This is a genomic window from Dasania sp. GY-MA-18 (assembly GCF_024734385.1).
Classification (GTDB): Bacteria; Pseudomonadota; Gammaproteobacteria; order Pseudomonadales; family Dasaniaceae; genus Dasania; species Dasania phycosphaerae.
Map to the genome: position 1 here is coordinate 70455 of NZ_JANHAP010000007.1, position 19551 is coordinate 90005.

Below are 19551 nucleotides of genomic sequence, written 5' to 3' on the forward strand. Positions count from 1 at the left end.
TATGAGCTGGCTTAAAACAATTTACATTTTTATGGTGGCAAGTAGCTTAGTTAGCTCTGCCTTGGCGGCAGACCCTACTCGCCCACCGGGTTTTGGTAATGCGCGCATTGCCAAGACGCAATATCATTTAAATAGCGTATTGCTGTCGGATACACGTAAAGTGGCCACTATTAATGGCAGGGCGCTATCTGTAGGTGAAACGATTAATGGCGCCACAGTGCTGTCAATTACTCACACTCTGGTGCGTTTAGATAAAAACGGGCGCATTATAGAATTAAAGCCAAAACGAGCTTCAATAAGGCAGGAAAAATAAATGGTTGGTCGGCAAATAATAAGCGCTAGTGTACTGACACTATTAACCTCCTGTGCATGGACTCCCATGGAAACACGGGATACTGCTACCGTAGATGGTGCCAAGCAAATCCTGCACGATGCAGCGCAGCAAAAGGCTGCGGCGGGTGAGCCGCCAGCGGCGATTAGCGATGCGTTATTACCCAGTATTAGCACCCAACTAGCTGCTATAGGTGGCGAAGAAGAGCGCTTTGAGGTGTATGTTGATGGCGTAGATGCACGCAGCTTTTTTATGGGCTTGGTTAAGGACACCGATTACAACATGGTGGTACACCCGGATGTAAGCGGCAGCATTAGTTTAGAGTTGCGCAATGTCACCGTGGCCGAGGTCATGGATGTAGTGCGTGAGGTTTACGGTTATCCCTATAAGAAGCGCGGTAACCTCTATCAAGTATTGCCCGGCGGTTTGCAGTCAGAAGTATTTAAAATAGATTACCTCAGCTTAAAGCGCCGTGGTATATCCGAAACCAAAGTGAGCGCTGGGCAAGTGACCAACGCTGGCAGTAGTAATAGTGGCGGCAGCAATAACAGCAATAGCTCAAGCAAAAAGAATAATCGCGGTGGCGGTGGTCGCAATGGCGGCACTACCGCGGTGGGCACCTTAATAGAAACCACCACCGAGTCAGATTTTTGGGGTGAATTAAAACAAACCCTAAGTATGCTGATAGGTGTGGGCGAAGGCCGTAATGTGGTGGTGACTCCGCAGGCAGGCGTGGTAGTGGTGAAAGCGGATGCCGGCGAGCTGGAAGTGGTGCGAGAGTATTTGCGCAGCACTGAGCTAATTATGCGCAGGCAGGTAGTGCTAGAGGCAAAAATATTAGAGGTGCAATTATCTGATGGCTATCAAAGCGGCATTAACTGGACGGCCTTAGCCGATCCCGGCAGCAATAATAGTTTAGCCTTTGGCCTTAGCGGTTCATCACCCGCGACTGCCGCTGGCGGTGTATTTAGCTTGGCCTACGACACCGGTGATTTTTTTGGCGTGATACAGTTATTGGAAACGCAGGGTAATGTGCAGGTGTTATCCAGCCCCAGAATATCAACGGTCAACAATCAGCAGGCGGTGATTAAAGTCGGCCAGGATGAGTTTTTTGTGACGCAGGTTTCTAATACCACTACGACTTCTTCGGGCGGTACTACAAGTAGCCCCGAGGTTGAGTTAACGCCTTTCTTTTCGGGCATAGCCTTGGATGTTACCCCGCAAATCAGCGGTGAAGACGAAATAATTTTACATATACACCCTTCTATTAGTGAGGTGACGGATCAGGTTAAGACCGTCAGCCTAGGCAACTCTGTGGTAGAGCTGCCTTTAGCCTTAAGCACCATACGTGAGACCGACAGCATTGTTTATGCTCGCAGCGGCGACGTGGTAGTGCTGGGCGGCTTAATGCAAGACACCACGGTAGAAGATAATTCCGGTATGCCAGGCTTATCGGATGTGCCTTTATTGGGGCATTTGTTTACCCAAGAGCGCAACAAAACGGTAAAAAGCGAGCTAGTGATTTTACTCAAGCCCGTTATCGTGGGTGCCGACGGCATGTCTGAATCACTGAATGAATCAGCGCGACGTTTTGATCAGTTTCGTGAAGCCATGGAACCCATGTATTTTGGGCGGCAATAAGCTAATCGTATCGCTAAGCGGCAACGACTATGTATAACGAACACTTTGGGTTAAAAGAGCAGCCATTTGGCCTAACGCCCAATACCTCGTACTTTTACAATGTAAGAGCTTATCGCGAAGCTTTTAACATGCTGCGTGTAGCGCTAAGCAATGGCGAGGGTTTTATCAAAGTCGTGGGTGAGGTCGGCACTGGCAAAACCCTATTGTGTCGCAAATTATTAAATAGTTTGGGCGATGATTATTATAGCGCCTATATACCCAATCCCTTTCTTAGTCCTGTAGCTTTGTACAAAGCTTTGGCAGAAGAGCTGGGGGTGAAATGCAAAACCCGCGATGGCGTTAATGAATTTCAAAAGTCGATTAATGAGCGTTTAATTGAGTTGGTGGCCGAAGGTAAACGGGTAGTGCTGGTGATAGATGAAGCGCAAACCATGCCGGAAAAAACCTTAGAGGCCTTGCGCTTAATTTCTAATTTAGAAACCGAAACGAGTAAGCTGATACATATTATCTTATTTGGTCAGCCTGAGCTGGATCGTATTTTAGCCCAGCATGAATTGCGGCAATTAAAACAGCGTATTACCTTTTCCTGTCAGCTTACCCCTTTAGATAAAGAGGGCGTAAGCAGCTATATACAGCATCGTTTAAACACCGCTGGTTATCACGGCGAACAATTATTTCATAATAATGCTGTGGCCTTGCTGGCCAAAGCCAGCAGAGGGGTGCCTAGGTTAATCAATATGCTATGCCATAAGTCCTTAATGTGTGCCTATGGCAAAGGGGTAAGGCAAATAGACAGAGTGCATGTGCTAGCCGCGATTAATGATACCGAAGATGCCAGCTTGCCCAATCCCTTTATGCGTTGGTTGTGGAGCATGAGCTCATGAGTTTAGTTAACGACATGCTCAACGATCTAGAAAAGCGCCGGCTGGAGCAGCCCGCGCAAGGTGAAAACCTAGAGTGGCTAACCGGCCAGGCACCTGCTCAGAAAAAAAGTAAGCGGCCCCTATATATTGCAGTGCTGCTACTCGCGTTAGTGGTGGTTAGCGTTTTATTGCTGCAACAGTACCAGCTTAATTCTAGTTTGCCTGTGGCCCAACAATTATTAACACAACATGGCAATATGGCGGCTAAAACGGCTGTGGTTAATGAAATAGCCTCGCCTGACGCTGACACTGATGCTGCCCCCAGCCCTAGTATTGAGCCTGCTCGTATTAGCGCAATTGACTTTGAAAAAAACGCGCAAGGCTTGTTAATACACATTAACGCCACGCAGGCGGTGGATTATCAAATTACACAGGGCTCGCAGCAGCTGGAAATCAGTGTTGATAAAGTCACAGCACAATTGCCCCAGCAGTTAGCACCAGTACAGCCGCCGATTAAGGCAGTGTCTTTTCGCCCCCAAAACGAAGGTATGGTATTGCTGTTTGATTTACAGCGTGCCATCACTATTAAAAGCGAGCGTATTAATAACGGCCAATTACAATTGCTAATAGCGCCTGAACCAGCGGTAGTTAGCGCAAAGCCTGTTGCACCTGCCAAGCCTGTGGCTGCCAAATCTGTGGCTACGATGCCGTTGCCAGCAGCGGTGAATAAAACAAACGCGGCCACCCCGCCGATGAAAACCAGTACGCCACTGACCTTAGGTCAGCAAGACAGCTTGGTGGTCAAAGAGGCAACAGCGGCAATACGCAGTGGTGACGAAGCTGCAGCCGAAGATAAGCTACAACGCTTTTTGCAGCGTTACCCCGAGGCACCCGCTGCTAATACCTTATTGATAGAGTTGCTGATTAAGCAAAACCGTTTGGCTGCTGCGCAAACGTTATTAGATACACAGCCCGCCCTGATTTCACAGTCCAGTGCTTTGCGCCGCCTGCAGGCACACTTACTGGTGCTAAATAAAGATCCAGAAAAAGCGGTGCAGCTACTGCTTAGTAAACAGCCCGATATTAAATCGGAAACGCCTTATTATGAGTTGCTGGCTATGGCTGCCCAGCGTGCGCAGCAATATTCCTTGTCGGTACAGGTGTACAAAAGCCTGCTGCGTTTTGATGCGGGCCAAGGGAGCTGGTGGGTAGGCTTGGCTATCTCTGAAGAATTAATGGGCTTAAAGGCCGACGCGCGCGCAGATTTTTTACAAGCTATGCGCGCGGGTCGTATTACACCATCGCTGCGTGACTATGCTCGCAGCCGTTATGATGCTTTGGCCGGCGCCGTTAATGTTTACCCATCATCGTCAGCAGAGGGTGCTAATGGCGAATAAGAAAGAAGTAAAAAAAATCCGCTTAGGTGATCTGCTGGTTGGCGAAGGTTTAATTAGCGATCAGCAGTTGGGCGATGCCCTGGCTTCGCAAAAAACCAGCGGCAAAAAATTGGGCCGGGCGTTAATTGATTTAGGCTTTATCGAAGAAGACGCCATGCTGGGCCTGTTGTCACAGCAGTTGGATGTACCTTTTATACAGCTGCGTAACTACGACTTTAATTTTGAGCTTACCGCGCGCCTGCCTGAAACCTATGCCCGCCGCTTTCGCGCGGTTGTGTTGAAAGAACAAAACGGCCATATATTAATAGGCATGGCCGACCCCACAGATATTTTTGGCTTTGATGAATTATCGCGCATCATACAGCAGCCCTTAGATTTAGCCGTGGTGCGTGAGTCTGAATTATTAGACTCCTTAGACATACTCTATAGACGTACCCAAGAGATTTCATCGCTGGCGGAAGAGCTGGAAGATGAATTGGGCGATGACGATGGCGACGTTGATTACCTAGAGGCCACCGGTGCCGAAGATGCGCCGGTGGTTAAACTGCTGCGTTCTATTTTTGAAGATGCGGTGCAGGTTAAGGCCTCGGATATACATATAGAGCCCGACGAAACCGTGTTGCGTATACGGCAGCGGGTGGATGGCGTGTTGCAAGAACACGTGATGAACGAAAAGCGTATCGCGCCTGCACTAGTGCTGCGCTTAAAACTAATGTCGGGTTTAAATATTTCAGAAAAACGTTTGCCGCAAGATGGCCGTTTTAATATCGCGGTAAAAGGCCGCAGCATAGATGTACGTATTTCTACCTTGCCGGCACAGTTTGGCGAGTCGGTGGTTATGCGTTTGCTGGACCAAGGTGACGGCGCTATAGACCTTAACCATGTAGGCATGCCCCAAAACTTGCTGACCAAGTTTCGCCATCAAGTCACCCGGCCCCATGGTTTGATATTGGTAACCGGCCCCACCGGTAGTGGTAAAACCACTACGCTTTACGGCGCACTGCAAGAGCTCAATAAAGCGGAAAAGAAAATTATCACCGTAGAAGATCCGGTGGAATACACCCTGCCGCGTATTACTCAGGTGCAGGTCAATGAAAAAATTGGTCTGGGCTTTGGCCAGGTACTGCGTTCAACCCTGCGACAAGATCCCGATATTTTATTAGTGGGTGAGATCCGTGACCAAGAGACCGCCGAAATTGCCGTGCGCGCCTCGCTAACCGGTCACTTGGTGCTCTCTACCTTGCACACCAACGATGCCATTACCTCGGCCATGCGCTTAATAGATGTGGGCTTGGAGGGCTATTTAGTGGCCAGCTCCTTAAGAGCAGTAGTGGCGCAGCGCTTGGTGCGTCGTATCTGCGAAAGCTGTCGTCAGCCCTATCAGCCCACTGCCCAAGAGAAGCAGTGGTTAAATGCATTGGCCGATAATATTGATAACGTAAACTTTAGCTCAGGGCGGGGCTGCTCGCACTGTAACCACACAGGCTATAGAGGCCGTATTGGTATTTTTGAATTATTGGAAATAGACAACGAAATGGCCGATGCCCTGCGTGTGTCTGATCCCATCGCCTTTGCGGCCGCCGCTAGAAAACAGCCAGGCTTTAAGCCGCTCACCGTATGCGCCTTGGAATACGCCACCCAAGGCATTACCTCTATAGAAGAAGTGTTGCGGGTCTCCGAACAAATAGCCGAAGAAGGTGAGGCGAAAGTGATAGAGCAGGTACAGCAACAACCCGAGGCAGAGGCCTAAGCCATGGCTCAGTTTCAATACCGAGGCCGCGACCGCGGCGGTGAACTAGTCACCGGCACCTTAGAAGGCGTATCGGTAGACGCGGTGGCCAGCCAGCTGCAGGGGCGTGGGGTAACGCCTATTGCCGTGGTCGAAGCGGTAGAGAAAAAGGCCTTGCAACTGCCCAAGCTGTTTAAGCAAAAAGTCGCCCTAGAAGAGCTGATTATGTTCAGCCGCCAAATGTACAGCTTAAACCGCGCCGGTGTTGCCATTAACCAGTCTATAAAAGGCATGGCCGCCTCGGTGAATAACGAAACCCTAGCCCAGGTGCTGACGGATGTGGGTAATACACTTAACACCGGGGTGACCTTATCCAATGCCCTGCGTCGCCACGGTGAAGTATTTGACGACTTGTACGTCAATATTGTGCAAGTAGGTGAAAACACCGGTAGGTTGGATTTAGCTTTTCAGCAGCTGGCGCAATACTTGGCCTTAGAGAAAGATACCCGTCGCCGTATTAAAACCGCCGTGCGCTATCCGGTATTTGTGCTTATCGCCATTAGCATTGCCATAGTGGTATTAAACCTATTTGTGATACCGGTGTTTGCCGACATGTTTGCCAAGTTTGGCGCCGACCTGCCATGGGCAACCAAGGTATTGATAGGCACCTCGTGGTTTTTTGTTAATTACTGGCACTTATTATTGGTAGGCTTAGTATTAGCGACTTTTGGGGTACGTTATTACTTACAAACTGATGATGGCGAGCGCCGCTGGGATAGGCAGAAGCTGCGCATACCATTGATAGGCAGTATTTTAGAGCGCTCCATGCTGGCACGTTTTAGCCGTTGCTTTGCCATGATGCTAGGCTCAGGGGTGCCGCTGATACAGGCCTTAGACTTAACCGCCAAGGCGGTGGGCAACCGCTATATAGGCGAAAAAATCAGCGGCATGCGCGATGGCATACAAAGGGGCGAAAGCCTGCTGCGCACTTCTAGCCAATCAGCTATGTTTACGCCACTGGTACTGCAAATGCTGCAAGTAGGCGAAGAAACCGGCCAAGTGGATGAGCTGCTCAGTGAAGTGGCGCTGTATTACGAAGAGGAAGTGGACTACGACCTAAAAAACCTCAGCAGCATGATAGAGCCTATATTAATCGTCTGCATCGCTGGCATAGTGATGATACTGGCGCTGGGCATCTTCCTGCCTATGTGGGACATGATGAGCGTGATGCAGGGGAAATAAAATCAGTCGCTAGATGACAGTCTCTAGTTGCTAGCGAAAATTTTAGGAACTAGAGACTGAATTAATGTGAAGTATGAGAAGTAAAACCTAAATTATTGTCTATACTTGCAATATTACGATGAGTACAATGAAATAATGAATAAAAATATGAATCAAAAAGGCCGCAAACAGGCGGGCTTTACCCTTATCGAGCTAGTCGTGGTTATCGTGCTGATTGCCTTATTGGCGGCTCAGGCGATGCCGCGTTTTTCAAGCTTTACTGAGCAGGCGGAGATCGCCAGCTTAGAGGGTATGGCAGGCGGCTTTGTTACCGGCATTAATATTGCCCGTGCGACTTGGTTGGTTGATGGCTATAAAAGTGGCAACAACACCTCGCCCAGTAATAAAACGGCTATAAACCTGGATGGCAAAATTATTTATATGAACGAGTCAGGCTGGCCAGTTAATACCGACCCCGCCAGCGATGCATCGGAAGACAGCCAAACCGCTACCGAGTGTGTGGAAGTGTGGCTAAGCGTGATGCAAACCGCCCCGGCCATTACCACCAACCCCAACGACAGGGTTAATGCCAAATATTTTGCCTCGGTGATTGATCAGGCCGGTGGTGACGACAGCGGCAATACCGCTGATATATGCCGCTACGAATTAATCGTTAATGCTAAGCCCAGTGCAGTGGCTACCCATTACTTTGATTATGATTTAGCCGATGGCGAGGTGACTATCACCAAGCCCAACCTTAACTAGTATTACTGTTTTATTATTTTTATAAGAAAGAGAGGAACACCATGAAACAACAACAATCGGGTTTTACCCTAATCGAATTGGTAGCCGTTATTGTGCTGCTAGGTATATTGGCTGTTACGGCTTTACCGCGTTTTGTGAATTTGCAAACAGATGCGCGTGTTGCGGTATTAGAAGGGGTGCGGGCATCTATGCAAGGGTCAATCACTCAAGTCTATGCCAAGTCTTTAATTGATGGTGTTGAAAACGTTGCAGAAGCTGCTGTGACAATAAGAATAAATGGTGCCAATACGGCAGTGGCTGTTAAAAATGGATTTCCTGCAGCAAATGATGAAACAGGCGGCACAGGTGATGGTGTTGGTGTTAGAAATTTGTTGGATATTAACTCTGCTGACATAGTTGATAATGAAGTGGCAGATGCGACTACCTTACGTGTTGGATACGATGTGAGCGACGTTGCCGCTACTCGTTGTTATGTATTGTACACAGACTCAGCCGGTGCCGGGCAACAGCCCATTGTTACACTTGATGCTACTACGACATCAGGCTGTTAGTTTTAGCTAGAATATTGTGGATGTTATAGAGTGCGACACAGCAGAATTAACGTACTCTAACGAAGATGCAAGTAATGCGGCTGCGGTCACAACTGTCGAAGTTGGTTATAGCGCTACCTGCCATGTTATTTACACTGAATCTGCTGGTAGCGGTGCTTTGCCGGTTATCACTACGGATATATCTAGCTGCTAAGTAGGTTTTTAGCCTTTTAGGCTTGTTAAACCAAAAAAGCCTCGGTAATAATTATTTCCGGGGCTTTTTTATACGTTTGTTAGGAAAAGGTTTACGTTGTGATGCAATGTGGATGGCTGCTTACTCATGTCTTTATTTCAGGTTAAAAACTCTGGCTTCACCCTCATCGAACTTGTTTCGGTGATGGTGTTGCTAGGTGTTTTAGCCGTTGCCGCAATTCCCACCTTTACCGGCTCGGACGATTTCTCCGCTTATTCCGCACAAGATCAAATTATTACCGGCGCGCGTATGGCGCAGCAAAGGGCTATGTATGATAGAGCTGCGGGTTCTTGTTATTTTCTCAATATAGCCAGCAATAATATTAGCGTGATACGCATAGCGGGTGCTTCGTTTGGCACTATAGGCCCTACGGAAGAGTGGCGTAATGGCATAGCGGTGGATGCCGATGTGGTCATAGCCGATGCCCAAGTTTTTTTTGATGGCCTAGGTAACGCCATAGATGCCTGCCCTGGCAGCGGTGCACCGTTAGCGGGCGTACAAACCATTACTATAGGCGCTGCGGGTTTGGCGGTATGTGTTAATCCTGCGGGATATATTTATGCTTGCTAAAAGGCCGCCTATGAATCGCTATAAGGGTTTTACCTTAATCGAGGTGATAGCTTCTATGGTGCTAACGGCCTTAGCATTTACCGCCTTGGCGAGTTTTTTCTTTAATCAAGCGCCACGTGCAATAGAACCTATTTTTCAAACCCGCGCCGCTAAATTAGGCGAGGCTTTGGTGGATGAAATACTAAGCCGCCCCTTTGATGAAAATACTCCCTTAGGTGGTGTGCCCGCCTGTGACTCCGCTGGTGCCCCCGCATGCACCACAGCCATGGGCTTAGATGGTGAAACCAATCGCGCTGACTATGATGATGTGGATGACTACAATGTTTTTTGCGGCGGGCCTTTTGATATTGAGGATGCCCTAGGCAATACCGAGGCCGATGCGGGCAATGCCCTGGAAGATTTCGGCCGCTTTAAAATGAGTATATGCGTCGATTATGACGGTGATTATGACGGCGCAGCCGATACTAATCATAATGCCAAGTTAATTACCGTAGACGTATTCCCGCCAGGTGTAACCGGTACCGGCTCTGCCATCACCTTTAAAGTGTACAAGGGGAATTTTTAAATGCGCCCCTTAAACAAAGTGCAGGGCTTTACCTTAGTAGAAATGGTTTCAGTGATAGTACTGCTGGGGCTGCTCTCTGCCGGTGCCACTTTGTTTATAGGCGACAGCGTGCGTATTTATAACGACAACACGCGCCGTGCCGAATTAAGCCAACAAGGCCGCTTTGCGGTTGAGCGGGTGAGCCGTGAATTGCGTAATGCGCTGCCGGGCAGCATTAGAGTGTTGGATGAGTGCATAGAGTTTGCGCCCATAGCGGCCGCCTCCTCTTATCTGAATTTTGTGGCCGATGGTCACTATACCAACCTACAGGCGGCGGGCTTTAACTATACTCCAGGCTCTAATCAGCGAGTAGCGGTGCACAGTATAGAAAGCAAAGACGTCTACAATTATAGCCGTAAAGCTGTGGTGGATTTAGCCTCAGTTGCCGGTAGTGATAGCGATTTACAGCGCCAGGTTAATTTTACTAACTACACCCCGCCCGGCCATAAATTTCGCAGCGAGTCTAGCTCTAAACGCTTTTATATTATTGACGAGCCGGTGAGTTTTTGTGTGCGCAATAATGAGTTAATACGCCACGATGGCTACGGTTGGATACAAAATCAAACCACGGCCGTGGCCAGTTTAGGGCCTGGCTACCCCATAGCAGTTGATATACAACTTAGTGATTCAGGTACAGTGACACCATTCACCTATACGCCTGGCGTGTTGGCACGTAGCGCAGTGGTGCATATAGACTTTCGGTTTAGCAATGCCCAGGCCAGCGATGAATGGGTGCGCTTTAGCCACGAAGTGTTTGTGAGGAACGTGCCGTGAAAATGTTAAGGCTATTAACCATATTATTGCTAGCCTGCGTTGCGCAAACCGCTTGGGCCTTAAACTTGTGTTCAAGTACTTCATCTACCGCGAGTAGTGGTTCCTTATATGACTCCGGCGGTGCCGGTAGCAATTATAGTAATAATGAAAGCTGCAATTTTTTAATACAGCCTAGTGGCGGTGGCACTATCACCCTGTCATTCTCGGCTTTTAATGTCGAAAATAATTACGATTATGTGCGCATCTATGATGGCACCAGTACATCGGCGCCCTTGTTAGCCACTTTAACAGGTACTTCTATACCCAGTGCCGTAGTGGCAAGCTCGGGTAGCATGTTGGTGAGATTCACCAGCGATGGCAGTGTTGTGCGCTCAGGCTTTAGTGCTAGTTGGTCTGTAGGGTCTAGTTGTTCGCCTTACATGGGTATGGCAACACTGAATGAATTTTTTAAAGATAGAACTAATCAAAGAAACGATGCTGATGATTTTGTAGAAGTCAAAATATTGGATAATAGTATTGCCTCCAGCGTGTTTAGCAACTGGACGCTGCAAGTTTGTGAAGATGATGAGTCAGGTAATAACAATGATAATGATGGCTGTAGTCCTGTTATATCGGTTAACTCATTTACCGATAAGACGCTGCCTTGGATAGTACTAAAAGACGGCAATATCGGAACTTATGTTAATTTCAAAACCGGTTTTGATGCCATTCTAAAAGATGCTAATGGTGATGTGATTGATTATGTACAGGTAGACGGCCATAGCGTACTCGAGCAGGCTGGCTGTACTGGTGCGAGCCTGCCTTATGATTATCAAACAGGTGCGCCGGGAGCAAGTGATAAATTTATATTTAGAAAGCCCGATGGTATTGGTGATTGGGATAGTGCAACGTCAGCATCTGCTCCGCCTACAGAAGATGACACTAACGATGATATAGACCCAAATGCTCCAGATTTGAGCATTAGTGATGCCAGTGTTTTTGCTGGTGATGATGCTGTATTTACCCTTACTTTAGATGCGATGTATGGCAGCGATATTCGTATTGATTACAAGACCGTTGATGGCACTGCAGTGGCCGGTACTGATTATACAGGAACAGGGTCAACCCAAACTGTCACGATACCTGCAGGCAGCTTAACAGCTACGATCACGGTAGCTACAGCAAGTACAGGCAGTGGTAGTTTTCAAATATTGCTGAGCAATGCCCGCGATGCATCAATTATTGATCAAATTGCAGTGGGTAATATTTACGCTAGGCCCGTAGCCGATTATCAGTTTGAAGAGCTATGGAATGGCACTGCGGGCGAAGTGATAGATAGTAGTGGTAATGGCTTAGACGGGCGAGCGATCAATGGCGCAAATAGCTCAAACACTAGCCCGCCTGGAGCGGCGATTACTGGCGACCCCGGCACCTGCCGTTTTGCTGAATTTGATGGTAATAACCAGTATGTATCTATTGCCGATAATAATTTATTAGACCTAAGCAGTGACTTAACTGTTTCGGTGTGGATATACCCCCGCGCATTTCCTAGTTCGGATTTACATACCATTCTATCGAAAGATGAAAACTACGAGTTTCATCTAACTTCTAGTGGTCAAATTAATTGGTGGTGGAATGATAGTGCTGGCACCACTAGAGAAATTTTTACTAGTGGTACGGCGTTAAGTTTAAATACTTGGTATCACGTGGCTATAACCTATAGCAGTGGTAGCCAAAAAGTTTATATTGACGGTGTAGAGCGAGGTTCTTCTAGTTATAGTGGGAATCTACGTTTGAACAGTGACCCTTTATTAATCGGTACCGACTTAAACTTTGTGGGCTCTCGAAATCTTAATGGTATGATTGATGAGGTTAAAATATTTAGCTCTGCATTTGATCAGCAAGGGATAAATTTTTTACGTCAACAAACACACCCTTGCACAGCTGTTGTTAGCTTGGATCATTTTGATATAGACCATAACGGCAACGCCATTTATTGTTTAAACACCCCGGTGACAGTGACAGCCGAGCAGTTAGATAATTCAACCTATGAAGATTACAACGGCAGCATCACCTTAAACACCCAGAGCGGCAAGGGGACCTGGACACTGCTAACAGGCACTGGCAGTTTTAACGATGCAACGCCCAACGACGGCATAGCCACCTACACTTACAGCAATATTATCGGCGCTGATGATAATGGTGTGGCCGTGTTTAATTTGTATCACGGTGACACCGATACCACCGTACCTTTAAGCATCAATATTTCAGTGGATGATGGCAGTGCCAATGATGATGATTTGGAGGGCAATCTTAGTTTTTCGGAAAGTGGTTTTACCCTCACCGGCAGTGCCTTAGTCAATAATCCACCCAACCCCATAGATACCAATTTACCTGTGGCCACGCAAACCGCAGGCAGTGATTTTGCCGTATATATTGCTGCTTACGGCACAACACCTACTGACCCTAGTTGCGGGGTGATTGAGTCTTACCAAGGGCTTAAAAGTTTAACCTTTACTCACAACTATAACGACCCGGCAACGGGAACCTTGCAACCAACAATTAATGGCAGTGCTATTAGCTCGGCTATTGATGTGACGTTTACTAACGGGCAGGCGGTAGTAACAGAAAAATATAAAGACGTAGGCCAAATACAATTAAGTGTTAGCGAGGGCGGCACTGTAGGTAGCAGTAACCCCTTTGTGGTACAGCCAGCCAGCTTTGATATACAAGTGGCGGGCAACCCCGGTGCTACCAGTGCAAGCGGCACGAAGTTTATCGCAGCCGGCAGTAACTTTGCAGTGACAGTACAAGTGTTAGATGCCGAAGGCGATATTACTCCTAACTATGGCAATGAAAGCGCCGCTGAAGCTGTTGATCTTAGCCATGCGTTGGTGGGGCCTGCTGGTGGTGATGCGGGCAACTTAACGGGGTCTTTAACTAAAACAGCCGATGGTACTTACACGGGTACGTATCAGTGGGATGAGGTGGGGATTATTGCTTTAACCGCGGCGGTTGCCGATGGCGACTATTTGTCTAGCGGTAATGTGACCAGCACCCTAAGCCATGTTGGTCGTTTTATACCGGCTAATTTTATTGTCACTAGTTCAGCGGTAACACCCGCAGAGGCGGGGGCTAACCCCTACAGCTATTTGGGGCAGGAATTTTTGGTGGATTACACTTTAGTCGCTGTTGATGTTAATGGTAATACCGTCACTAATTATACGGGCGCTTACGCCAAATTAGATATGAATAATATTGGCGCTTTAGGCGACGTCGACGGGCTGACTGCCAACGTAGGTTTTGGTGCCGTTGATGCCAGCAGTGCCACCGAGCTTACCAGCCGCATCACAACAGGTTCGGCCCCGGCAGTCAATTGGCTTAACGGTGTGGCGATTATGTTAGATTTACCGATGAGCATTGATAGGGATGCAGTGGTAGACGGCCCGTTTAGCACTGTGCAAATCGGTTTAAATGTTCAGGATAGTGATAACGTCGGCTTTGCCAGTTTAGATTTAGAGGTAGACAGTAGCTCGGCGGGTAATGATGCCCTGCAGCTATCAGGCTCACCCGGTGAGTTGCGTTATGGCCGAGCCTATTTCCCGCCAGTGTATGGCCCCGAAACACCGGCCGGTGATTTAGCAATACCGATGCAGCTGCAATACTGGGATGGCAGTGCCTTTGTTATCAACAGCGATGACAACTCTAGCCCCTACGATGGTTGGAGCGCTGCTTGTGCCGACCCCGATGGCAGCGATAGCCTGGCGTGTATAGATGCCCCCGTTACCGTACCCGGCGCGCCTGCCTTGGTGAGCGGCGGTTTTAACGACAGTAGCAAGCCTATTATTATTACTAGGCCGGGTAGCGGCAAAACGGGCAGTTTAGATATTACCGTTACCGTTGATAGCTGGTTGCAATACGATTGGGATAGCGATGGTACTTTTACCGATAATCCCAGCACCCGAGTAACCTTTGGCTCTTACCGCGGCCACGATAAAATTATTTACTGGCGCGAGGCTGAATGATGAAAAACAAACAACAGCAGCGCGGCATCTCCATTATTATCGTAGTATTTATTTTAGTGGCGCTAAGTATTTTGGCCGCGGCCATGGTGCAGGTGCTTACCGCTAGTAGTGACTCGGTGGCGCGTGAGGTATTATCGGCGCGTGCGTTTATGGCTGCCGAAAGTGGTGCCCAGCGTATGTTAAATAATATTAGTACTGGCACTAAAACAGCCTGTGCGGATAGTAATAATAGTGCTAAAAATTTCAGCTTCACATTTTCTGGGTTTCAAGGCTGTGCTGCAGTTACCGGCGATTGTATTTATAGAGAGATAGGTGCCGAAATTTATTATACGGTTACCAGCACGGGTGTTTGTGGCCCAACAGATGATGAAGCCTCTCGCACTATAGAAGTACAGGCAAAAAATATTTAAAAAAACTGTGTTAATTAAGTAAAATAAATACCTTAATAGTTACAGTTGTAAATAATAAATCCGCAATAAAACAAACAATAATAAAAATAAGGATGCAGTATGTGGTTAGTTGTACTGAGTGTATTCGTAGCGGTTGCGCTGTTGGTTACACTAAATAATAAAAAAAACGTTAGAGCCCCCGTTACAAAAAATCTACAGTCACACAAGCATAAGACTGCTAGCCCCGCTGAAAAAGCGAAGGCTAACCCTTACCATGCCATTAGTATTTGTTGTGAACAACATGCCTGTGCGGCGGCAGTGGCCAATCAGGATAAGCGTTATTTGGCTGGGGAGGTACCATCCCTGCCATTGCCGGGCTGCGCCATGATGCGCTGTGCCTGCCGTTACCAGCATCACGATGACCGGCGCGAAGAAGATAGGCGGTTAAGCTTTGGCCTTAGCCAAGAGCTGCATGATGAGCGCCGTGAGTGCAGCGACCGACGTAAAAAGAGCTGATAAAAATTTAAAAGCGGTAATTTAATCCCAGGTACACAAGGTCCATGTGTTGGGTTTCATCCACACTGGTAATAAAGCCGTTTCTAGCGGTGACTAAGGTGATGTTATGGAAGTAGCGTTGCCAGCCTAGCCGTACTGTGATGGGTTTGAAGTAATAGCTAATACCCGCCCCTGCTGTTAAGGCAAAATCACTGTTATCTTTTTCGTGCTCAGCCAGGGCAATGTCGGTAGTGATGTAATGAAATTCCTGGTGCACGCTCATTACCCCCATACCCAGTTGCCCGTATGTACTCAGTGCAGAGCTTATAGGGTACTGGCCAATAAGCGTAAACATCAAAGCGCTAAAATGGCTGTCTATATCTACGCTATTAGCGCTAGCCTCATGTTCGCCTAAGTTTGTGAGCGAGATCTCTGCGGCTATATAAGGGCTAAAATGATAGCCGCCATAGAGCTTTAGTGCGGCTTTGCTGCGGCTGACGTTTAAGTCCTCAAAGCTGGCGCCGTCATCGTAATGGCTGTGGCCTACCGCTAGCCCGGCATAATAAGGCTTGGCTATGGGCGGGGCGGCTAGGGCGCTAGCACTGGCTAGGCTTAATAGGCTGCAGAGTAAGGCCTTCATGGCTAATCCCTCGCTGGCTAAGGTTTATTAGTGGCTTAGCTAATATCTAGCTCATGCAGCTTTCTAGTCAAGGTGTTACGGCCCCAGCCCAGTAATTTGGCTGCCTCCTGTTTTTTGCCGTGGGTGTGCTGTAAGGCGGCATTAATCATCAGCGTTTCAAATTCGGGCATGGCTTTTTTAAGTATGTCTTGTTGGCCAGCCGCCAGTTGCTGTTGCACCCAGTGGCTTAGGCTTTGTTGCCAGTTGTCGTTGTTGCTGTTGTTTAGTTTGTTGTTTTGCTTGCTGGTGAGCTCGGGGGGTAAGTCATTCACCTGTATTTCGTTGCTGGCGGCCATCACGGTAATCCAGCGGCAGGTGTTTTCCAGTTGTCGCACGTTACCGGGCCAGTCCAGTGAGCACAGCAGGGCTTCGGCCTGCGGGGTTAGGGTTTTAACATCGCTATCTAACTCTTTAGCGGCTTGCTGTAAGAAGTGTTTTATTAGTTGCGGTAAGTCTTCGCGCCTTTCACTAAGGCGAGGCAGGTGTATACGTATGACGTTGAGGCGGTGAAATAAATCTTCGCGAAATTTTCCTTCGGCGACTAGCTGCTCTAAGTTTTGATGAGTGGCAGCAATGATACGCACGTTAACCTGTATGGGGGTGTGGCCGCCGACACGGTAAAAAATGCCGTCGGCTAATACTCGCAGCAAACGGGTTTGGGTATCGGCGGGCATGTCGCCAATTTCATCTAAAAACAAGGTGCCGTTATTGGCTTGCTCAAAGCGGCCTTGGCGTAGGTTATTGGCACCGGTAAAGGCCCCTTTTTCGTGGCCAAATAATTCCGACTCCATTAAGTCTTTGGGTATGGCTGCCATATTAAGGGCGATAAAGCTTTGTTGGGCGCGCGGGCTGTGCGCATGCAGGGCGTGGGCCACCAGCTCTTTGCCGGTGCCTGATTCGCCATTAATTAATACGGTGATATTGGATTGCGATAAGCGCCCTATGGCCCTAAATACTTCCTGCATGGCGGGGGCGGCGCCGATAATTTTTCCGGCGCTGTTTTGCTTGGGGGCGGCCAAGGGTTGGTTGTGTTGTTGTGCGTGTTGCAGGGCGCGCTGGGTTACTGCGACCACATCGTCCACATCAAAGGGCTTGGGCAAATATTCAAAGGCGCCGCTTTGGTAAGAGCTTACGGCGCTGTCTAAATCTGAATGTGCGGTGGTGATAATTATTGGCAGGTGGGGGTGGCTGTTGCTGAGCTGATCCAGCAGGGCGATGCCGTCCAAGCCGGGCATGCGTATATCGCTGATGATGGCCTGCGGTTGCTGCTGGCTTAATTGTTGTAATAAATCTTCAGCGCAGCTAAAACTTTGGCTGTTGATATTGGCTTGGTTTAGGGCTTTTTCTAATACCCAGCGTATGGAGCGGTCGTCGTCCACTATCCAAACAGTGCCATCGGCAATCATTTAGTGTCTCCCTGTGAGGCTGTGGGGGCTATGGGTATATACAATGAAAATACGGTTTCGCCAGCTTGGCTGTGGCATTCAATCAGGCCTTTGTGTTGGTTGATTATGGTTTGTGCCAGCGATAAGCCGAGGCCGGTACCATTGGCCTGGCCGCTAACCATGGGTAAAAAAATACGGCTGAGTAGGGGCTCGGCTATGCCGGGGCCGTTATCAATAATTTCTACGTGGCAGACCAAGCGGTGGCGATGGCTGCCTAGGGTAAATTGCCGCAGCACCCGAGTTTTAAAGGTGATTTGCGGTGGCTGTGTTGGCTGGCTTTGGCGTTGCAGCGCCTGCATGGCATTGCGGGCGACGTTGAGTACGGCTTGGATTAGCTGTTCTTTATCGCCGGTAATATCGGGGGTGCTGGGGTCGTAGTCCCGCAGCAGGGCAATTTGCTGATTGGTTTCGGCGTCTATCAGTTGTTTTACATGCTCTAAAATTTCGTGAATATTGATGGCCTGTAGTTTGGGCAGGGTATTGGAGCCCAGCATGCGATCTACCAGTTTGGTGAGCCTGTCGGCCTCATCAATAATAATATTGGTGTAATCCTGCAGCTCGTTGCTGGGTAATTGTTTGGCCAGTAGCTGGGCGGCACCACGCAGTCCGCCTAGTGGGTTTTTGATTTCGTGGGCCATGCCTTTAACTAAGGTGTGGGCGTTTTCTTGGGTGGCCAGCAGGGCTTCTTCGCGGTTAATACGCAGCACTAAGTCTAGGGGTTGCAGCTCTACGATTAGGGCGCTGATTTGCTCTTGCTCATAAGTGGGGGTGACTACGCAATCCACGGTAATCAGGCTGCGGTTATTAAGTTGCAGCTTGGCCTCGCGCTTGGTGCAGGTGCTGTAGCTGTGTATGGCCTGCAGCAGGCCGTTGTCGCTGCTATCTAGCTCGGTAAACAAACTGTCTATAGCTTCGCCTATTACCCTGCGGCCGCTAATTTCCAGCAGCACCTCGGCGGCGGTATTGATATAACTCACGGTTAAGTCGGGTCGCACCACGACTATGGCGGTGGTGAGGTTATCGAGAATATTAATGTCTAGGTGAGCTGCCGACATAGGGTTGGGTGCTTGTATGTGCTGCGGTTAAATGAGTTAAGCCTGCTTTGCAATATTCAATCCAGCTTGGCAATCAGGCGGCAGGCCGCGGGATTACTGCTGAGCAGAGCAGGGAGTAGCGCTAGTATAAATCATAACGCACCATTTTAGTGCATTATGATGGGTTTGCTAGCGCTATCGTTTGGCGTGGGCAGGAGGCGGGCTTAATTGCTTCTATTGGGGTTGAGCAGGCTGGGGCGCTGGGCGGTGAGTTTGACTGGCGCGCTGCTAATAATGACTTTGCCCTTGGGGTCGATAATAGTGGCGCTTAGGCTGTGCTCGCCACGTTCTATGCTGGCTACTTGGCGGCTTAAGCCACTGCCCGAGCTATGTAATTGGCCATTGATAAACAGCTGAATTTTATGGCCCTGTAATAGTTTAGGTTGCACACTAAGGGTGACGTTAAAAGGTGATAAACCATTGCCTATGTGGCCGCCGTCGCGGGGGCTGGTAATGGCAAAGTGGCTGTAGATGGTATTGGGCTTTTGCGGTTTGGTATCGGGCCTAGGCGCAGCTAGCTCTATGGGTTTGACAGTGTTGGTTTGCTTGATTTCTACCGGTTGGGCATCGGGCTGGGGCTGGTCGCTAAAAACCGGGTTGCCGTGCTCGTCTATGGTTTTGTATACCTCGGCATAGCTGATGCTGGCTAGGCTGGTGACTAAAAAGATCAGGGCTAGAGTTTTGTGCATGGCTGTTCTCTTTATTAAAACACTAATGAAGTTGCTCTAAGCTGGCGCTAAGGCTATTAGCATAGCGGTATAGACCCG

At 48.6% G+C, this 19551-nt stretch carries 18 protein-coding genes; 14 read left to right on the plus strand and 4 right to left on the minus strand.

Features of this window, described 5'->3' with window-relative positions:
• Position 1: 1 nt before the first annotated feature.
• From NO559_RS09695 to NO559_RS09760, 14 genes are all read left to right on the plus strand, one after another.
• On the plus strand, positions 2-313 hold the full coding sequence (locus tag NO559_RS09695) for a hypothetical protein (protein ID WP_258331625.1): 312 nt from the start codon (positions 2-4) through the stop codon (positions 311-313).
• A 66-nt stretch (positions 314-379) separates the two neighbouring features.
• Positions 380-1972: a pilus (MSHA type) biogenesis protein MshL gene (gene mshL, locus NO559_RS09700; protein WP_258331626.1), complete on the plus strand. Its 1593-nt coding sequence runs from the start codon at positions 380-382 to the stop codon at positions 1970-1972.
• A gap of 29 nt (positions 1973-2001) precedes the next feature.
• A complete protein-coding gene (locus tag NO559_RS09705; RefSeq protein WP_258331627.1) occupies positions 2002-2856 on the plus strand; it encodes an ExeA family protein in 855 nt (284 codons plus the stop codon).
• The gene (locus NO559_RS09710; protein WP_258331628.1) at positions 2853-4232 is read left to right on the plus strand and encodes a tetratricopeptide repeat protein; all 1380 of its coding nucleotides are present in this window, start codon (positions 2853-2855) and stop codon (positions 4230-4232) included. Before NO559_RS09705 ends, NO559_RS09710 begins: the two co-directional genes overlap by 4 nt.
• A complete protein-coding gene (locus tag NO559_RS09715; protein ID WP_258331629.1) occupies positions 4222-5982 on the plus strand; it encodes a GspE/PulE family protein in 1761 nt (586 codons plus the stop codon). Before NO559_RS09710 ends, NO559_RS09715 begins: the two co-directional genes overlap by 11 nt.
• A gap of 3 nt (positions 5983-5985) precedes the next feature.
• Positions 5986-7203 (plus strand): type II secretion system F family protein, encoded by a 1218-nt coding sequence (locus tag NO559_RS09720; RefSeq protein WP_258331630.1) that lies wholly within the window; start codon positions 5986-5988, stop codon positions 7201-7203.
• Between the two features lie 147 nt (positions 7204-7350).
• Positions 7351-7947, plus strand: coding sequence for a Tfp pilus assembly protein FimT/FimU (locus NO559_RS16970; protein WP_268904968.1), 597 nt, complete (start codon positions 7351-7353; stop codon positions 7945-7947).
• Positions 7948-7988: 41 nt separating this feature from the next.
• On the plus strand, positions 7989-8498 hold the full coding sequence (locus NO559_RS16975; protein ID WP_309149064.1) for a type II secretion system protein: 510 nt from the start codon (positions 7989-7991) through the stop codon (positions 8496-8498).
• A 319-nt stretch (positions 8499-8817) separates the two neighbouring features.
• Entirely contained in the window at positions 8818-9300 is a 483-nt protein-coding gene (locus NO559_RS09735) for a Tfp pilus assembly protein FimT/FimU (protein ID WP_258331631.1), read from the plus strand.
• Between the two features lie 10 nt (positions 9301-9310).
• Positions 9311-9865 carry a prepilin-type N-terminal cleavage/methylation domain-containing protein gene (locus tag NO559_RS09740; protein ID WP_258331632.1) on the plus strand — a complete coding sequence of 185 codons (555 nt, stop codon included), beginning with the start codon at positions 9311-9313 and terminating at the stop codon, positions 9863-9865.
• Positions 9866-10678: a PilW family protein gene (locus NO559_RS09745; protein WP_258331633.1), complete on the plus strand. Its 813-nt coding sequence runs from the start codon at positions 9866-9868 to the stop codon at positions 10676-10678.
• 2 nt (positions 10679-10680) lie between these two features.
• Positions 10681-14682, plus strand: a complete 4002-nt coding sequence (locus tag NO559_RS09750; protein WP_258331761.1) for a DUF6701 domain-containing protein — start codon at positions 10681-10683, stop codon at positions 14680-14682.
• Complete coding sequence (locus tag NO559_RS09755) at positions 14679-15092, plus strand: hypothetical protein (protein WP_258331634.1); 414 nt, start codon at positions 14679-14681, stop codon at positions 15090-15092. The genes NO559_RS09750 and NO559_RS09755 overlap by 4 nt, the downstream gene beginning before the upstream one ends.
• 99 nt (positions 15093-15191) lie before the next feature.
• Positions 15192-15587 carry a hypothetical protein gene (locus NO559_RS09760; RefSeq protein ID WP_258331635.1) on the plus strand — a complete coding sequence of 132 codons (396 nt, stop codon included), beginning with the start codon at positions 15192-15194 and terminating at the stop codon, positions 15585-15587.
• Positions 15588-15594: 7 nt separating this feature from the next.
• Here NO559_RS09760 and NO559_RS09765 read toward each other — a convergent pair whose 3' ends face one another.
• The 4 genes from NO559_RS09765 to NO559_RS09780 all read right to left on the minus strand — a co-directional run bounded on the left by NO559_RS09765 (position 15595) and on the right by NO559_RS09780 (position 19473).
• On the minus strand, positions 15595-16206 hold the full coding sequence (locus NO559_RS09765; RefSeq protein WP_258331636.1) for an outer membrane beta-barrel protein: 612 nt from the start codon (positions 16204-16206) through the stop codon (positions 15595-15597).
• A 35-nt stretch (positions 16207-16241) separates the two neighbouring features.
• The gene (gene glnG / locus NO559_RS09770; RefSeq protein WP_258331637.1) at positions 16242-17651 is read right to left on the minus strand and encodes a nitrogen regulation protein NR(I); all 1410 of its coding nucleotides are present in this window, start codon (positions 17649-17651) and stop codon (positions 16242-16244) included.
• The gene (glnL, locus tag NO559_RS09775) at positions 17648-18745 is read right to left on the minus strand and encodes a nitrogen regulation protein NR(II) (protein ID WP_258331638.1); all 1098 of its coding nucleotides are present in this window, start codon (positions 18743-18745) and stop codon (positions 17648-17650) included. Before glnL ends, glnG begins: the two co-directional genes overlap by 4 nt.
• Before the next feature lie 203 nt (positions 18746-18948).
• Complete coding sequence (locus tag NO559_RS09780) at positions 18949-19473, minus strand: DUF4124 domain-containing protein (protein WP_258331639.1); 525 nt, start codon at positions 19471-19473, stop codon at positions 18949-18951.
• Positions 19474-19551 lie beyond the last annotated feature (78 nt).

Bases quoted from the DNA above. Each gene is read 5' to 3' on its own strand.
- NO559_RS09710 (WP_258331628.1), top strand. From the start codon at position 2,853: ATGAGTTTAGTTAACGACATGCTCAACGATCTAGAAAAGCGCCGGCTG.
- glnL (WP_258331638.1), bottom strand. From the start codon at position 18,745: ATGTCGGCAGCTCACCTAGACATTAATATTCTCGATAACCTCACCACC.
- NO559_RS09780 (WP_258331639.1), bottom strand. From the start codon at position 19,473: ATGCACAAAACTCTAGCCCTGATCTTTTTAGTCACCAGCCTAGCCAGC.
- NO559_RS09745 (WP_258331633.1), top strand. From the start codon at position 9,866: ATGCGCCCCTTAAACAAAGTGCAGGGCTTTACCTTAGTAGAAATGGTT.
- NO559_RS09705 (WP_258331627.1), top strand. From the start codon at position 2,002: ATGTATAACGAACACTTTGGGTTAAAAGAGCAGCCATTTGGCCTAACG.
- NO559_RS09695 (WP_258331625.1), top strand. From the start codon at position 2: ATGAGCTGGCTTAAAACAATTTACATTTTTATGGTGGCAAGTAGCTTA.
- mshL (WP_258331626.1), top strand. From the start codon at position 380: ATGGAAACACGGGATACTGCTACCGTAGATGGTGCCAAGCAAATCCTG.
- NO559_RS09735 (WP_258331631.1), top strand. From the start codon at position 8,818: ATGTCTTTATTTCAGGTTAAAAACTCTGGCTTCACCCTCATCGAACTT.
- glnG (WP_258331637.1), bottom strand. From the start codon at position 17,651: ATGATTGCCGATGGCACTGTTTGGATAGTGGACGACGACCGCTCCATA.
- NO559_RS09755 (WP_258331634.1), top strand. From the start codon at position 14,679: ATGATGAAAAACAAACAACAGCAGCGCGGCATCTCCATTATTATCGTA.
- NO559_RS09750 (WP_258331761.1), top strand. From the start codon at position 10,681: ATGTTAAGGCTATTAACCATATTATTGCTAGCCTGCGTTGCGCAAACC.
- NO559_RS09720 (WP_258331630.1), top strand. From the start codon at position 5,986: ATGGCTCAGTTTCAATACCGAGGCCGCGACCGCGGCGGTGAACTAGTC.
- NO559_RS09760 (WP_258331635.1), top strand. From the start codon at position 15,192: ATGTGGTTAGTTGTACTGAGTGTATTCGTAGCGGTTGCGCTGTTGGTT.
- NO559_RS09765 (WP_258331636.1), bottom strand. From the start codon at position 16,206: ATGAAGGCCTTACTCTGCAGCCTATTAAGCCTAGCCAGTGCTAGCGCC.
- NO559_RS09715 (WP_258331629.1), top strand. From the start codon at position 4,222: ATGGCGAATAAGAAAGAAGTAAAAAAAATCCGCTTAGGTGATCTGCTG.
- NO559_RS16970 (WP_268904968.1), top strand. From the start codon at position 7,351: ATGAATCAAAAAGGCCGCAAACAGGCGGGCTTTACCCTTATCGAGCTA.
- NO559_RS16975 (WP_309149064.1), top strand. From the start codon at position 7,989: ATGAAACAACAACAATCGGGTTTTACCCTAATCGAATTGGTAGCCGTT.
- NO559_RS09740 (WP_258331632.1), top strand. From the start codon at position 9,311: ATGAATCGCTATAAGGGTTTTACCTTAATCGAGGTGATAGCTTCTATG.